The sequence below is a fragment of the Natroniella acetigena genome (genome assembly GCF_023227745.1).
Classification (GTDB): domain Bacteria; phylum Bacillota; class Halanaerobiia; order Halobacteroidales; family Halobacteroidaceae; genus Natroniella; species Natroniella acetigena.
Genome location: NZ_JALKBX010000005.1, coordinates 58,712 through 75,392 on the forward strand (window position 1 = coordinate 58,712; position 16,681 = coordinate 75,392).

At 30.8% G+C, this 16,681-nt stretch carries 14 protein-coding genes and 1 pseudogene; 14 read left to right on the forward strand and 1 reads right to left on the reverse strand.

What is annotated here, in order from left to right; all coding sequences use genetic code 11:
* The first annotated feature begins 17 nt into the window (after positions 1-17).
* The 4 genes from MWH25_RS02375 to MWH25_RS02390 all read left to right on the forward strand — a co-directional run bounded on the left by MWH25_RS02375 (position 18) and on the right by MWH25_RS02390 (position 2,263).
* Entirely contained in the window at positions 18-545 is a 528-nt protein-coding gene (locus MWH25_RS02375) for a hypothetical protein (RefSeq protein WP_248625417.1), read from the forward strand.
* A gap of 344 nt (positions 546-889) precedes the next feature.
* Positions 890-1,144: a hypothetical protein gene (locus tag MWH25_RS02380; RefSeq protein ID WP_248625419.1), complete on the forward strand. Its 255-nt coding sequence runs from the start codon at positions 890-892 to the stop codon at positions 1,142-1,144.
* The gene (locus MWH25_RS02385; protein ID WP_248625421.1) at positions 1,141-1,788 is read left to right on the forward strand and encodes a lipase family alpha/beta hydrolase; all 648 of its coding nucleotides are present in this window, start codon (positions 1,141-1,143) and stop codon (positions 1,786-1,788) included. Before MWH25_RS02380 ends, MWH25_RS02385 begins: the two co-directional genes overlap by 4 nt.
* 85 nt (positions 1,789-1,873) lie before the next feature.
* A complete protein-coding gene (locus MWH25_RS02390) occupies positions 1,874-2,263 on the forward strand; it encodes a (deoxy)nucleoside triphosphate pyrophosphohydrolase (protein WP_248625423.1) in 390 nt (129 codons plus the stop codon).
* Between the two features lie 308 nt (positions 2,264-2,571).
* Here MWH25_RS02390 and MWH25_RS02395 read toward each other — a convergent pair whose 3' ends face one another.
* Positions 2,572-2,739, reverse strand: a complete 168-nt coding sequence (locus MWH25_RS02395; protein WP_248625425.1) for a hypothetical protein — start codon at positions 2,737-2,739, stop codon at positions 2,572-2,574.
* Between the two features lie 426 nt (positions 2,740-3,165).
* On the opposite strand from MWH25_RS02395, the gene MWH25_RS02400 reads away from it, so the two are divergent.
* The 10 genes and pseudogenes from MWH25_RS02400 to MWH25_RS02440 all read left to right on the forward strand — a co-directional run.
* Positions 3,166-3,564, forward strand: a complete 399-nt coding sequence (locus MWH25_RS02400; RefSeq protein WP_248625427.1) for a hypothetical protein — start codon at positions 3,166-3,168, stop codon at positions 3,562-3,564.
* A gap of 280 nt (positions 3,565-3,844) precedes the next feature.
* The gene (locus MWH25_RS02405) at positions 3,845-4,456 is read left to right on the forward strand and encodes a hypothetical protein (protein ID WP_248625429.1); all 612 of its coding nucleotides are present in this window, start codon (positions 3,845-3,847) and stop codon (positions 4,454-4,456) included.
* A gap of 12 nt (positions 4,457-4,468) precedes the next feature.
* Positions 4,469-5,401 carry an ADP-ribosylglycohydrolase family protein gene (locus tag MWH25_RS02410; protein WP_248625431.1) on the forward strand — a complete coding sequence of 311 codons (933 nt, stop codon included), beginning with the start codon at positions 4,469-4,471 and terminating at the stop codon, positions 5,399-5,401.
* 429 nt (positions 5,402-5,830) lie between these two features.
* The gene (locus MWH25_RS12855) at positions 5,831-5,962 is read left to right on the forward strand and encodes a hypothetical protein (RefSeq protein WP_282706856.1); all 132 of its coding nucleotides are present in this window, start codon (positions 5,831-5,833) and stop codon (positions 5,960-5,962) included.
* Between the two features lie 85 nt (positions 5,963-6,047).
* Positions 6,048-6,419, forward strand: coding sequence for a hypothetical protein (locus MWH25_RS02415; RefSeq protein ID WP_248625433.1), 372 nt, complete (start codon positions 6,048-6,050; stop codon positions 6,417-6,419).
* A 13-nt stretch (positions 6,420-6,432) separates the two neighbouring features.
* Positions 6,433-9,666, forward strand: coding sequence for a P-loop domain-containing protein (locus MWH25_RS02420; protein WP_248625435.1), 3,234 nt, complete (start codon positions 6,433-6,435; stop codon positions 9,664-9,666).
* A 114-nt stretch (positions 9,667-9,780) separates the two neighbouring features.
* Positions 9,781-10,719 carry a hypothetical protein gene (locus MWH25_RS02425; protein ID WP_248625437.1) on the forward strand — a complete coding sequence of 313 codons (939 nt, stop codon included), beginning with the start codon at positions 9,781-9,783 and terminating at the stop codon, positions 10,717-10,719.
* Between the two features lie 98 nt (positions 10,720-10,817).
* The gene (locus MWH25_RS02430) at positions 10,818-13,379 is read left to right on the forward strand and encodes a GGDEF domain-containing protein (RefSeq protein WP_248625439.1); all 2,562 of its coding nucleotides are present in this window, start codon (positions 10,818-10,820) and stop codon (positions 13,377-13,379) included.
* Between the two features lie 620 nt (positions 13,380-13,999).
* Positions 14,000-15,871: a methyl-accepting chemotaxis protein gene (locus tag MWH25_RS02435; protein ID WP_248625441.1), complete on the forward strand. Its 1,872-nt coding sequence runs from the start codon at positions 14,000-14,002 to the stop codon at positions 15,869-15,871.
* A gap of 619 nt (positions 15,872-16,490) precedes the next feature.
* Positions 16,491-16,681: pseudogene (locus MWH25_RS02440) on the forward strand (IS110 family RNA-guided transposase); the annotation flags it as partial.

The following is a 16,681-nucleotide window of genomic DNA, read 5'->3' on the forward strand; positions in this document are numbered from 1 at the left end:
AGAGGTGGGTAAAGATTATGGTATATAAGTATCTCTTTTTTAAAGCAGATAATAAAATAATGGTCTGTCAGCAGCGAGATGATAGGCTTGAGTTGGTTAAGTATAAAGGCGAGGATTATTATTTAGGTAATTTAGATTCCTTTTGGGAGTGGTGGGAAAAGACAAGCTCTTTTCTTGCTATGAAGCATAAAGTGGATTTTTTAATTTTAGTAGATGATAGTAGCTTTGAATTTGAAAAGGAATATTCTCCTGTTGCGGAGAGTAGTTGGAGTTTAAAAGAGGTAAAGGAGTTTTTTGCCCAATATGCACCTTATTCTAAGATTGAATTACGACAGGGTGAATCTAGTTATAAGCTTTCAATAAAATTTGAAAAATTAGCTGATAAGTATAGAGATAAGGTTGACAATATACTATATATAAGTACTTTTCCAAATAAGAAGTTGCTATCTCATATTGAGCAGAGTGATGAAGAAGAGGTTAAAGGTGGAGAGTTGAGTCCGTTGGCCCGGTATTATAGAGAAAAGAATAGAGAATATAAAAATTAATTTTTAGTCAGATCTTAAACAGATCTGACTTTTTCTCATTTTCCAATCTCTGATTGAGAAACAGGTGGGTTGTCATGAGTGTGGTTCGTTAGTAGTTCCTACCCATACTGAATTATCTTATGGTTATGAAGGTTCTACTGATATAGAAGATTTCATTTATGGTTAAGGGGAAGATGCTAAGAAATTAGTAAATTTATCTAAATATTTAAAGTTTGAGAAGGATAAGAGTTATTAACCTAGAAATATGAAAACAACACAGTACAAAATATTCATTTAAATGAATATTTTGTACTGTGTTGTTGAATGAAGAAGGAGGTATCTTATTAACTTTGAGGGGGATTTAAATGATTGCTATTGCACCTACTGATTTAGATTGGTTTAATTTCTTAAGAATGCGATTAGATATTAAGGTAATAAATTTTTGGACTTCTACTCCATGGAACATCCGTAAATTAGAAGAGGGAGATAAATTTTCTCTTATGCTCAAATCACCAATTAGAAAAAAAGATGAGGAGGTTGGAGGTGTTGGCCCGTTTCATCTATTTCTAATTATTTTAAAGGAATCAATAGAATGTGAGGTTATAAAAAGATTATCATGAAACAAAAAGTGATCTTAGTTCATGGATATAATAAAGATCAAAGTGATATGTTAACTCTAAAGAATAACTTAGAAAAAGAAAGTTACCAAGGAATTCTAGTTGATTTGCCATTGAGGTTTGAAGAGCTTAAGGATGCCACTAAGGTTTTTGCTACAAAGGTTGAAAAGATTATCAATGAATTAGAAGAAGGAGAAGAGATCAGTTTTATTGGACATAGTACAGGTGGCTTGGTTATTAGATATTTTTTAAGCAAAAGTGAGCTAAAATTCAAATTAGGAAGAGTTGTTTTGATTGCTACGCCAAATCAAGGGAGTCGATTAGCAGAGATTGCTTCAACAATAACGCCCTTTACCAGTCTATTTAAGACATTAGATTCATTACAACCTGAGCAGTTAAAAGAGTTAGATTTATCTTTCTCTAAAGAGATTGAAGTAGGAGCGATAGCGGGAAATAAGAATAATCTCTTACTTGGAGAATTATTAGAGGATGAAAATGATGGGCGAGTCAGGGTTGATTCTGTTAGATGTGAGAGATTAAGTGATTTTATAGTTTTACCTTATGGTCATAAAGAGATTCACCACCAACGTGAAACAGCTAAGGTGGCTGCTAACTTTTTACGAGAAGGAAAATTTCTAAAAGAATGATTAACTTATAAGATAATAAAAGCTAAAAGTATAATTTTGAGAAATTAAGGTAGAAAAAGACCATGAAATTTATAAGGCTGATAATATGCTTGATGTAACAGCTGCAGTTATAATCAATAAAAATCAAGAGGTTTTCATTGCTCAGCGAAACAAACCTCAAGAATTAGCTGGAAAATGGGAATTTTCTGGTGGGAAGATCGAAGAGAATGAAGTTCCTAAAGAAGGTTTAAACCGTGAGATCAAAGAAGAGTTTGGGGTAGTAATTAGGATAGATAGATTTATGGTAGAAAGTGTCTATCAATATGACTTTGGTAAGGTTAGAATCCTTGCTTATCTAGCTGAGATAGATTCTGGAGAGATAGAGGTAAGAGAGCATAATGATGCTAAATGGGTGAGTGTAGGAGAGCTAGATAATTGTGATTTTGTACCAGCCGATCTGAAAATTGTAAACAAGATAAAAGAAGAGTTGAATTGAGTATAATATTGACACTCCCCGCCCATCCACTACGTTCATGAACGAGGATTCTTAATAGTTCGTTGACTATCTGCTAAACTAGCGTTACACTTGAAACCCCCGACATATAGTCTAGTTTTCAATCTAGTTTAGCAACTGAGGTTCCCCTATTAAATTAGACACAGGGTTTAGGTGTTTTTTGGAGTTTCAACACTTTACTGGTCACAAGTTTAAAAAAGATATTCCAAAATTAGAGATAGTTTTGCATGATTTTATATTATAGTAGTTAAAGCAGGTCAGTTGTCTAAAAAGCTGACAATTTTTTTATATCACAATGTAACAGGCGTTACTACACCTACCATAAAGGGCGGATCGGCAGTGTTAGCAAAAGAGACTAGATGTTCCCCTTCCACTTGAGTACATAACTTTTCTCGACGTAGCTTCCTGTAATCTTGGTTCCGATTGGATAACCAGAAGCTAGCCCCATAGCTACTCAAATGCTTCGACTCCTGGGACCTTAAAGATTGGTCGCATTAGCGGTTCTAGTAAGGCACCCATAAAATGAACTACACCTAATCCCATCAAGATTTCAGCGATAACAAAAAATGGTAATAGGGCAGGGGAGACGATCTCTCACCAAGTATGTAAGCCATTAACTGCTGCTTCAAATGTTTGCTCGGAGTAAATGATCAATGCGATAGTGATAAAGAATTGTAATTAAGGCTTTAAGATTTATAATTTTTTTATTGAGCTTCGTTTCCAAAAGATTCCCTCCCTTGTAATAAGTACTTTAATAATACTACTTAAATGATTTAGGAAAGGTTAAGATAATTAATACTTTTATTCTTAAAAGATTGATTAAAGAGACGATTTGTAGTATTATAAGAATATAACATCTATAAATAAAGTGAGGGATAGAGAAGATGGAGAAATTACAATTTGAAACTGAAGAGATTAAAGGAAACCTTGAAGCTGGTTTTGGAAGTGTTTATAAACCGTTTTCTAAATATCAAAAGGATAGCCATGAATTATGGCAACGAGGCATTAAAATAGCTGAAAACAAGGAATTGATGAATAATATTATTTTCTGTAATGATATCTTGGAGATTCCTCCAGTTAAAGTTTTTATTTCATTACCTGAAAATCAAGATCTACTTGAAGAATTAGATGCTTATGATAAAAAATTTCTCGGTACATTCTTTGGCTATATCTTCAAACATATTTTTGAGTATCAAAACCAAAAGCAACGCAGAATAAATAGTAAGATTGTACGTTCAGCTACCTACTATTATGATAATAAGTATTCGATAGAAGTTGTATAATTTTCGAATTGGAGAAGATTTAAAATTGAATAATGATTTTAAAGAAGTCAGCCAACTTGTTGGTTAATAGTTAAGAAGCTCCCTTTAATTATTAGCTAAACGAGTTGGTTTTCTGTTATTCAGAATAGAATTAATAACAGAAACATAAAACAGCTTGAATAACATGACGAAACATGGTATAATAAATATATATTGGATTGACGGGCCAACACATAAAGAAAGAAAGTGATCTGTTCTGAGAGAGAATATTTCTTATATTATTTATTTAGTTCTTCTTTTTTTGATAACTTATCTGACGAAGCTAGGTACAGAGCAAAAGGATATAAAGTCAGAAGCAAGAATCGAAGCAGAGATTACTGAACTAGTAAAAGAAGAAAGACCACTACTCCTATACTCATCTTCCCAGAATATCGATCGCTTAGTCTCTTTTTACAAAGCAGCCAAAAGAACAGGACGAATACTTTTGCTCGATATCTATACCGCCCATGTCCTTGATCGGCTGAAGGATTTTGCTAGATTATCTCATTTATCAGTAGATTTCCCTGAACTAAAGGTTTTTTATCCTTATTACTTAACAAAAAGATCCTTTAAAGAAGGAAATCAGGAACTTATGTATAAAATTAGTAGTTATAAGCTTAGTAGGAAAGATATAGTAGAAAAAAGAAATAAAATCATGATGCTGGTCAGAAATTCGATGTTGAGTGATTTGAAAGTGATTGATCAGTTTGCTGGAGGTGATAATTTAAAGAAAGTCAACTTTATTTATTCGATGTGTGATGGTTACCTAGAGGAAGACTCGATGCTGAAGATGAAAGATTTTATATTTGAAAGTTATCATCAGTTGGGTGCAGAAGTTACAAAGCTTGAAAATGGTGAAATTTATAAAATTTAGAGGGGGATTTTAATGAAAAAAGATGATTTATTAGCTGGTATTATGGGATTTGTTATCGGTGATGCAGTGGGAGTTCCAGTTGAATTTAAGACAAGAGAAGAACTCAAAGCAGATCCCGTTAAAGATATGCGGGAGTACGGAACCCATAAGCAACCAAGGGGAACTTGGTCAGATGATAGCTCCTTGACCTTCTGTTTAGTGGAAAGCTTATGTAATAATTATGATCTTGCTGACTTAGGAGCTAAATTTGTAAGTTGGTTCAATGATGGTTACTTGACTCCACATGATGAAGCCTTTGATATAGGTTTTACTACAGAAGAATCAATCAAGAGAATAGAAAATGGAATAGATCCTGTTGAAGCGGGAGGAAGAGATGAATATGATAACGGTAATGGTTCATTGATGAGAGTCTTACCTCTAGCCTATTATCTAAAAGATGTTGAACTAGAAGAGAGATTAAAGAAGATAGCTGAAGTTTCTTCTTTGACCCATGCTCACCCTCGTTCTATTCTAGGTTGTGGTATTTATGTAGAGTTTGCTATTAAGCTATTGGAAGGAGCTGAGTTAGAAGAAGCATACCAGAAGACAAAAGAGATGATTAAAGAGTACTATCAGAAACCTCCTTATCAAGAAGAGTTGGAACACTATCACCGGATCTTAGAAGCAGAGATTAGTCAATTTAAAGAAGATGAGATAAAATCAACAGGTTATGTAGTAGATACATTAGAGGCAGCTCTGTGGGTCTTGTTTAATAGCAACTCTTATCAGCAAGCTATCCTGAAGGCGGTCAATTTAGGAGAGGATACCGATACAGTTGCAGCAGTGACAGGTGGGTTAGCAGGGGTTTATTATGGTTATCAAGATATTCCTAAAGAGTGGATTGAAAAGATAGTTAAAAAGGATGAGATACTGAAACTGATTGATAAATTCTATCAAAGTTTATAATAAACAGTCCATGTATGTCAACTTAATACATATTTTTCTAAATGTTTTACTTTTTATTGATATATAGCTTCACAATTAACAATTGACGAAATGTACAATTTACAATGGATAGAAAAAATCTAAGAGATGATTCTTTCATCACGAAGGGTTCACAGAACCCGAAGGATAAGATCAAGTTCTTAAAAACTTAAGTTCTCTGAAAAACCCTGTGATAATAAGCAAGCTTGGTTTGATTTTGATTATAAGATTTAAATGTTTTAATTATCAATTTTGTAAATTGTACATTGTAAATCGAAGTTAAGCTATTTTATAATAATGCTTCACTTCAAACCCCTATAATGCTCAAAATTGTCTTAAGGTAACACGGATGATAAGTAACCTTAAGGCTGGTCAGTTTTTATTTATTTTTTAAGGAAGGTGATATTGTTAATGAATATCTTTGTTTATTCTTCATTTCCAGATGAAGCAGAGGAGCAAATATTAAAGGATAATTGGAAGATGTATGACTTTGTCAATAGGCAGTTAAAGAATAGAATTCCAGCTGAGCATTTTTATTTATAAGCTTAATCTAAGAATAAAAGAGTATAAAGGTCAATTTGAAAGAGATGATCTTGATTCTGACGATAAAGCAGCAGGTAGTAAGTATATGGGCAGGGTAGGAGCGGATAAGAATCCTTATAATTGCCAGATGATGATTAATTACTTTGATATTAAGAGGGTGTTTCACAATAAGAGTAATTTTCATATTGATTTTTTAACTCAAGATGGAGTGATCGAATCTTTCAAAGATGCTTATTATTATATGTTCTTTCATGGGCTAGGTCATGTTGTTGCCTTTTATAATAATTTTGATAGGTATTTAAAGTTTGTTGATGATCAACTAAACGATATATATGAAGATGGATCGGATCAAATTAGAGCTTATTCATTAGCAGGGAAGTTATTTAGAGAGTGGAAGAGTTTGTCTAAACAAAAAGGGTTGTTTTTAGTAGAAAGTAACGAGTTTATAAAGGGGTAGAGGAGGTTTAGATATGGAATGTAAAGATTGTGGAAAAAAATTAGATTTAGATTGGCAAGTTTGCCCTTGGTGTTCAACTAAAGTTGAAGTTTCAGAGAAAGATTGGCCAAAGCGGATATATGATGATAATTCACTTTGGTATGAGCCTGCTTTTGAAGAATTTCCTGAAATTATAGCAGGGGAATATAAGAGGTTAAGAAATTTATTTAAAAATGGTCAAACTTTTGGAGCTTTATTACAGATTAAAGATTTATTCGAGATATTACTTAAGTTACCAACTTATACTCTACTCAGTCAGCTTCATCATCAAGAAAGCCATAATGAAGCTGAAAAGAAAATATTCAGGAATTTATTAAGAAGAAATTTGTCTTTAGGAACAATTAAAAGTCAAGCTGAAGAGATTATAAAACTTGATAATTTAGATTCAGAAATAGTAAAAATAGAAAAGAGTATATTAGATATTTATAATAGAAATAGTGAAATAAGTAAAAAGTCAATAGTTAAATGGCGAAATGATCAAATTGGGCATGGTGCTTTGGGTTTTGATAACGATTCTGAATTTAGAAGAGATATAGAGGAAAAATTAACTTGGATTAGAGAACATTTATTAGAAACTGAAAAGATATATTCAAATACAGAACTTATATATAAGCAAGAAAATGAAGAAACTGATTCTTATCTTAGTTTTAAAGATAAAGAATATAAGATTGCACCATATATTATTTATAAAAAAGATAAATCTGGAGGTAGATTTTACTTTTTTGATAAATATATAAATGATAGAAAACAAAGTGCTGTTTTAGATTATGTTAGAGGTAATAAATTCAAAGAAAATACTCCAGAAATTGCAAGGCTATATAATTTATATATGTCTTTAGTTGATAGGGGCTATAATAGCAAACAATCTTCATCTACTGATAGTGATATAATTTCAAATGAGATTTTAAAGTTATTAGATGAAGTGGCTAAAATTAAAAGTTTTACAAAGCCTGATTTGTTAGGAAATTGGCTTAAAGATAGAATTGAGAAAAACAATAAAGGTCTTTTTCTTTTACAGATGGAAGCAGGAATGGGTAAGACGACCTTTGTTCGTGCTTTAGATCAGTTAGAACTAAATAAATTTAAAAATATCAATAATGAATTAAAACTTATTAGTAGGGCTTATTATATTAATGACAGTTTTGCTTATCAAGTCGGTTTTTTCACTTCTGGGTTGTGGAAAAATTTAACTCAAGATATAACTGTTAATCTTGCACCATTAAGTGAAAATAAGCAGAACAAATCTAAAAATAGTATTGACTTTGCTAATAAATTAGGTGATTTTTTAAAGTTATATTCCCAACATGATAGAACTGAAAAATTATTGTTTATTATTGATGGATTAGATGAGATTCCAGCTCAGAAGGATAAAGAGCAAGAACTATCTATTTTTGATTTTATTCCTCGAAATCAAGATTTGCCAGAAAATGTTTATATTTTATTGACTAGTCGAATTGATGAGGAGTTAGAGAATTATCATCAAGAGCAAATATCTGAGTTGGATATAAAGGATGATTTTAAGCTAAGTGTGAAAAAAGAAGATGGTAAAAATATATGTCTTATTCAAAATTATGTTAAAAATCATTTGAAGATAACTGGTAAAGATGAAATTGAAGAATTTTTAGCAGCAGCTGATTATAAATTATTGTATTTAAGTTTGTTTAAGACAATTCTTGATAGTAAGAATGTTAGTTTAGAGGAATTAAAGAAAGCTAATAATAAGTTTGAAGCTTATTTTGACTTGTTAAGAAGTATGTATGGTGAAAAGTTATTTAATAAGATTAAAATAATTTTAGCAATTATAGCTACTAGCTATGAGCCTTTAACTGCTAAAGAGATTAGTTATTTACTAGGTGAAGAAGAGCTGACTTTTAGATTTCTGGCTATTTTATCTGATTTGAAGCCATTGCTTAAAGTGGAAAGAAGTAATCGAGGCAATTCAATTTCTTTATTTCACTATGATTTGAAAGTATTAATAAAAAAACAGTTTGGAACTGAAATAAATGATATTATAAAGAAGTGGCAAGCTCAGGTTTTAGAAATTAAACCTGAAGAGATAGATTGTGATAACTCTACTGAGTTGTATTTGCTATCTTATATTGTAGCTTATTTAGTTGATTATTTAGAGTATGATTTAAGTTTAGCTGATTTTCTAAAAGGAGAATCAACAGAATATGATATTTGTAAAAAGATAAATAATTTTATTGATAAGCGTTCAGGATTTATTTTAAAGTATAGATTGCAGAAATTTTCTAAAAATAGAGAAAAAAATTCTATAAATAGAAAATTGCAAGACAAAACAATTGAAAATATTTTGCAAGAAAAAGCAAACAATAGATATATTAGATTAACCTCAAGAATAGAGTTTGATTTAGCTCAAGATAATTCTTTGTTAAAAATTAAGATGTCTAAAGATGGTGTTAAAGCACATATGCAGGAAAGTAAAGCTACTTTTGAAGCATGGGCTATTATTATAAAATCTTATTTGGAAGAGATAAGAAAGGTTCAATTAAGTTGGGAAGAGCCAGAGCAAGAGGAAAACAAGCATTATCAAAGATTTTTATATCGAGTAAAGAATTTTGAAGAGATGTATCCTTGGTTTAAAGTTCTAAATGCTGATTATAAAGAAGAATTGCTTTTAGATTATAAATCAGGTGAAGAGTTTTTGATTAACAGTTTTGGTGATATGAGGAAGGTTGAGATAAACAATAAAAATTTAGCTGAAGGTAATGAAAAAGATTTAGAGTATTATCTCAGCAGTAATAAGGATTTGTTATCTAACATTTTTAATACCGAGTTTAAATATGTATGTTCTCAACTTCCTGTGGGAATATATAAAAATTCTATTTTTTTAAAAAATAGACTATTGCCTGGTGGTAGTAGTGCAATTGATTTTTTTGGAACAGATGATGATACAACTTATATTTTTGAACTTAAAGTAGATAGTAAAATGCTAGGAATTATAAGTCAGATATATTGTTATGCGTTTTTAATTAAGGATATTCAAAATGGGAATTTAAAGTTTAAAGAAAAAGATTATTATTTAAATAACATTAAGAAGACCGATAAATTAAAAGCTATTATATCAGCAGATGTTTTTCATCCTTTAATTGATAATCAAGTTTTAGCTGAGATGAATAAACAAGAAATCATTGATTTTAAAGCATTAATGATTTCAATTAATGGGATTACTCTATATAGGAGGTGATTGTAAAAATAAATATTTTCTTATTAAATCAAAAGTATATTTTAGAAGAATAGTTTATTTGTAAGTAGTAAGGTTAAAATCCTAAAAATAATTTTAAGGAGGGAATATTAAATTATGAATAGAGATAATGATAATAAGAAGATTGAAAAGAAACTAAAGGAAGAATCAGATTATAGTCGAGTTAAGGTAACATCAAAAATTGATTTTTATTCGGATGAAAACAATAATCTGCTAAAGATTAAAATGTCTGAAGATAGTGTTAAAGCAAATATGCAGGAAAATGAAGCTGCTTTTGAAGGATGGGCTATTTGTATAAAAAGATGGCTTGGATTAGAAAAGGTTGAATTAAGTTGGGAAGCTCCAAAGCAAGAGGAAAATAAGCATTATCAGCGTTTTTTATACCGAGTAAAGAATTTTGAAGAGATGTATTCTTGGTTCACAGTTGCAAATGCTGATTATCCAGAAAAATTAACGTTAAAGTATGAATTAGATGAAGAGTTTTTGATTAATAGTTCTGATGACGAGAGGAAGAAGATTGAAATAAATAATAAAGATTTAGCTGAAGGTAATGAAAAAGATTTGGAATATTATCTTAGCAGTAATAAGAATTTGTTATCTAAAATTTGTAATACCGAATTTAAAGATTTAAGTTTTCAACTTCCTGTGGGAATCTTTAAAGATTCTATTGCTGAGAAAAATAAAATTTTTCCTGGTGGTAGTAGTGCAATTGATCTTTTTGGAACAGATGATGATATTACTTATATCTTTGAACTTAAAGTAGCTAGTAAGATGGTGGGAATTATAAGTCAGATATATTGTTATGCATTTTTAATCTGCGATCTTCAAAATGGAAAATTAAAATTTAATGAAGAAGATGAGTATTTAAATTCTATTAAGAAAACTGATGAATTAAAAGCGGTTATGTTAACAGATGATTTTCATCCTTTAATTGATGGAAAAGTAGTAGAAGAAATGAACAAAGCAGGTAATATTGATTTCGATGCATATTTAATTGAATTTACTGGTGTTAATATAACTAGATTTGATAAATAATAAGGCTCTTTAATTAATGTTTTAGTTAAAATATTAAAAAGCAGGTCAAATTATTTGGTCTATTTTTCAAATACAAAATATCCAAAGGAGGTCAAAAGTTGAATAATTATCAGAGGATAGAAGCTGAATTTGAAGAATATAGTAAGTTAAATATTGGGAACTTAACAGAGGGTGATATAAAGGATTTAAAATATAAATTTCGGTCTGAGCAGACAGCAGTTTGGGTAGCAGCGGCCAAAAAGATTGGAGAACTAGCAGCTAAAGGAAGTAGTGAGCTTAAAGAATTCTTACAAGATAAGCTAATCCAGCATAAAAACATACATAGGTTACGCCATGCTTTGACTGCTTTAGGTAGCTATTATGGCTATTGTCAAGATGAGACTGAAGAGTTTCAATTTTTAAAGCAGTATAAAGAACAACAGCCTCAAACGGAACAGATGAGTATTAAGGATTTTATAGTAAGTGAGATTTTGGAGCGGTTTAGAGAGGATGTAGTCTTACAGGAAGTGATCGATTATCTAGAGAGTTGGGACAGTAATCAAAAGGATGGTTGGCTAAAAGATAAGGACACTTTCGAGTTGTTTAAGGAGAAGTTATTAGTTATAGATGATATAGCAGGTAAGAAGAATGCTGTTAGAGGGAAGTATAGAGAGCAGATTGATAATTTGGATAAGTTAGATGGGCTCAAGAGCTATCAAGAGTTGTTGTTATTTTTAGGTAAAGAGCTTAGTGGTGAGCAGGATCTTTCTGAAATTATTAAAGTGTTAGATGAGCAAGAGGATGGATTTATTAAGAGTTTGATTAAATCTTGGCAGAAGGAAGAATTATTGACTAAGCTAAGCCCTGATAATTTTTCTGTTGAGAGGGTTAGAGATATATTTTCTATCGAGGAGTTAAAGAAGCAACATCAAAAGATCTCTGCTCCTGTCAGTGAGAAGTTCGGTAATCAGTGGTATATTGGAAGTTTGGTCTATTCTTTAGATCAGATTTATTTAAAGGAAGAAAAACTTAATTTAGTTATTAGAGAACTGATTGATCTAGGTACGAAGAATATTGAGTATGTAAATAACCTTACTTATTTCTTCTTAAAGGAGATAGAAAGAAGTGGAGTAGAAGAGGTTATAGAAGAATTTAAAGCAGAGTTACTTTTATTTAAAAGATACTTTAAAGAGAATAGATTAAAACTTGAGAAAGAACACTTTAGTGACTTTTATTTTGATTTAGAGTATCTATTTGAGAAGTTAAGTGAGGTGGATAAGCAGTTTTCATTAATGGAAGATAATCTGCCTTTAGTAGATATTATCTCAACAGATATAGTTGCTAAATATATTGAACTAAAGGAGAATCAGGGTAAGGGGCTAGCTAAAGAATTATTAGATCAGATTAGAGCAAAATTCTGTCCAACTACAGAGTGGAAAGAGTTGGATGAGGAAGATAGAAATGAGATAATCATCTTCGATTTAATAATCAAAGGTCAAAATAATGGACTTACTTATGAGGAGAAGGTTGAGATGATTTCAGAAGAGATAGAGAGGATAATTGAATGGAGCGAGGATAATCAAAACCTCTTAGCTTTGTTGGCCCGGGAGTTAAAGGTTCTTTATTTTGCTAAATTAGAAGAGGTTAGTGAAGATAAAAAGCTATTTGAAATTGCTAAAGAGCAGATTCATTCAATCGATGATTTACTAATTCAAGTAGACTGGGAACAGACCATAGCTAAAGATTTTGCTTCAATTATAATTAATGTCTTTGATGCTTTATGGGGTAGGGGAGAAAAAGGTGAGTTATTATTATTTGAGCTTATCTTTACTGTCTTTAGTTATATTCCTGAAGATAAGGTTATTGATGAGATGCTGTATTATAGTAAGAATCGAGAGCTAGAGGATATGTTTACTGGATATAGAAGCTGTGTTGAAGAGAGTGGAGATAGATTTCAGTGTAGAATAAATGGCTTTATAAATGTATTAGAGAAGTATGATATTTCTCCAAAGACTATCAATGTAATGAAAGATTTATTAAATCAGGAGTTAATTGACGATACTCAGTCGTTTATTAGAGCTAAAGCTTTTGAAAATGCTATCTTAAAAGAAGGTTTAAGAGAGAAAAATAAAGAATTAAGGGAAAAAAATAAAGAATTAGAGGAATTAGCTTCTCATGATTATTTAACTGGACTTATTAATCATCGATTTTTTAAAGAACAATTGGAAAGACACTGGGAAGAAGCTAAACGCAATGAAAGGTCATTAGCTTTGATTATGTTAGATATTGATAAATTTAAAGAATATAATGATGAGTATCATCATCAAGAAGGTGATGAATGTTTGAAAAAGGTAGCCCAAAGCTTGAAAGATTTAGTTCGTCCTGGAGACTTAGTAGCTCGTTATGGAGGGGAAGAGTTTGTTGTAGTTTTACCTGATACAGAAATGAAAGGAGCAAAAAAAGTTGCTCAACGGTTGAGAAGAGGAGTAGAAAATTTAAAGATAAAGCATGAAAAATCTAATGTATCTAAGTATGTAACGGTCAGTGTTGGATTAGCTGTAGCTAGGCCACAAGATGGAATTGAAAAAGAGAAATTAATTAAAATTGCTGATGCTGCTCTTTATGAAGCGAAAGAGAATGGTCGTAATCGAGTCGAATTAGCTCAAAAAATAATAAGTTAAAATGAAGGTAAAGTTCCCAATAATTAAGTGGGAGCTTTTATATTTAAAGAAGGTTGATTAAATAGTTTGGAAAATATTGTAGTAATAAAAAGGTGAGACCAGATCTTTATTTAGGGGGACTATTTTGGTTGTCAGATAATCTAGGTGCATATGATATTTTTATCCACATCTGGACTAAACTGACCGTTTTTTCTACGGTATGAAGTGTAATTATAGCCAGGATAGTTACATCTTGGTTATTTTTCAAAAGAATTTATAAATCCCTTGTCTTCAAGTTCTTGACATATTTGTTTTACTTCTTTGTTTAGTTCATTACCATTTAATGATTTTGCTGAATTAGATTCTTGTTTTTCTATTTTATTAGTCTCCTTTCAAAATAACGTATGTTATATTAGATTATAACTAATTACAATTGAGCTTTGATTTGCAGCAGGAAGCTGCTAAGGAGTTGTCTAGTTCGATTAATAGTGGTTAGAGTTTATATAAAGTCTCTGAGTTAAAAGCTCAGGGGTTTTTATATTAGTTACAAAATTAAGAAGGATATTAATGGTTTTTTATAGAATAATTGGAGATATAGTAAGAATGTTTAATTTTAGCTGAAAAAAATGGGGGTTGTAAAAATGTTTTTAAAAGAAAAAATAGAAAAAAGCATAGGTAATAAAATTATGGTTATAATAGTTGGTATTAGCATAATCTTATTTTCATTAATTATAATTATCTCTAATTCTATGATCAGTAACAGAGTATTTGATTTAGTTGACAATAATGTTATTGAGACTGTAGAACAAAACAATGATTTTATAGGTGAGTGGTTTGAAGAAAGGATTTTTCAAATGGAAGATTATGCTGCTACACCAGTAGTCAAAAGCTTGGATTGGAATCAAGCAGAAGCTTTTTTACAAGATAGATATCAAAAGTATTCAGATATTTATGAAATATTATTTATTGCAGATGGAGAAGGTAGATTTACAGCAACGAATAATACTAGTGGTGATGTAAGTGCCTTAGATTATTATATAGAAGCTATGGATGGGAATACGGCATTAGCAGAACCTTTTATTTCAAGAGCGACAGAAAATTTAATTACAGTTGTTGCAGCACCTATAAGAAGAGATGGAGAGGTAGTAGGTGTTATGGGAGGGACGATTAATCTCGATAATTTAACTGAATTTGTTGCTGATATAAGGATAAATCATGAGGATTCATTTTCTTATGTAGTAAATAATGATGGTCAAATAATAACACATCCTAATTCTTCTTTAATATTTGAAGAAAACATTAAAAATTTAGAAGAGACAGAAGAAATAGCTGAAGATATATTGTCTAATATATCTGGTAGAGTAGATTATACTTTAGAAGAAGAACGAATGTATAATTATTTTCATGAGATTTCAGGAACTGATGGTTGGAAGCTAATAACTAGAGTCCCAGCAGATTTTATAGATCAGCCTGTAGCTAATATTAGAATTATTTTAATTATCTTATTGTTAATATCTTTAGCAGTTTTACTTGGTATTGGTTTTAAAATTGGTAGTTATATAAGTCAAATATTAGATAAAATATGTAGTGACTTTGATATTATGGCGAAAGGAGATTTCACAGTCTTTTTTGAGGATGAAGTTGTTCAAAGAAAAGATGAATTGGGTAATCTTGCTACATCTTTTAATAGGATAAATTTATCTATGCAAAATATGATAAAGAAAATTCGTGATAATATTGATAATATGTCAGCCTATAGTGAAGAATTGTCAGCTTCAGCTGAAGAAGGTAACGCAAGTATAGAAGCTACAAGCGGATTAATTCAAGATATGTCAGCAGGTATTGAAGAAATTTCAGCAAGTTCTCAAGAAGTAGCCAGCTTTTCTGAAGAAGCGAATGAGCAGACTGATAAAGGTAGTCAAAATATTAATCAAACTGTTAACAGCATTAAAGAAATAAATCAGACAGTAAATGAGACTGTAGAGGTAATTAATAAGTTAGATAAAAACTCAGATGAGATCGGTCAGATAGTTGAATTAATAACTAATATAGCAGAACAGACTAATCTATTGGCTTTAAATGCAGCTATTGAAGCAGCTAGGGCGGGAGAGCATGGACAAGGCTTTGCTGTAGTAGCAGAAGAAATAAGACAACTAGCAAGTGAGACTTCTGATGCAACAGAAGAGATTACTAATCTAGTTACTAAAACTCAAAAGCAATCTAAATTGGGAATTAAAAAGATAAATGAAGTTGATAATAAGACTAAGGGAGGAAAGAAAATAGTAGAGGAAACAGGAGATGTATTTGAAGAAATTAAAAGATCAGTACAAGAAACATCAAATCAGATAGAACAGACAGCTAATGCAACTAACGAGTTTGCTCAAAATAGTGATGAGATAATAAATGCCACAGATGATATAAGGAATATGTCAGATGGGATTAGTAATTCATCACAGGAGTTAGCACAAATGGCTCAAGAGCTACAAGAATTAATAAGTCAGTTTAAGGTCTAAAATTTAAGTTTATATTATCCTGTGTTGGATAGTGCCGACTTTTTCGTCGGCGAAATGTCAGTGAGATAGAATTTAAGAGAAAATATCAGAAATCAGAAAACCCCTAAGACCTCAGTAGTAACAAAGGTTCTTAGGGGTTGTTATGTTCGTTATTTAATTAAATGGTGCCGAAGGTGGGATTCATTCACTAGATTTTGGTAATTGTATTGAAGGGTGTTAAAATGTATTAAGATTTCTTATTTTATATGGGAAGATTGAGGGGTTGAGTGTTAAACTGTTGTGTTATGTTAATAATAGGAAATTGTTAACTTGTACTTCACCTTGTTTTTTGGTATAATTTATTTTGACGAGGTGGGGTACCTCTGCGGCTCCTTTGGGAGTAACGCTTGTGCTTTTGAGGACTCCATCTCGTTTTTAGTTTTTAAAGTTTGCTAAAAAGAGTAGGTTAGACTTACTTAAGCTTGCGGCTTCAATATATTGAAGTAACGCCTAATATAGACTGTCACCTACTCTTTTCTAATCATCAGAGACGGTAAATAGGACGTTGCGATTTTAACGCTAATTACAACAGGATCCGTCTGATGATTACTTAATAAATCAATTAAAGGAGTTGATTATTGTGGATTATCAAAATACTCTATTTGTCGGTGTAGATACTCACAAAAATCAACATACTGCAGTTGTTGTTAATTGTTTTCATCAAAAAATCGGCGAAGTAGAAATAGCTAATAACCCTACTTGTTTCACTAAACTAATTGATAAAATTAACTCATTTGATTCAGACCAAAAAGATATCATTTTTGGTCTAGA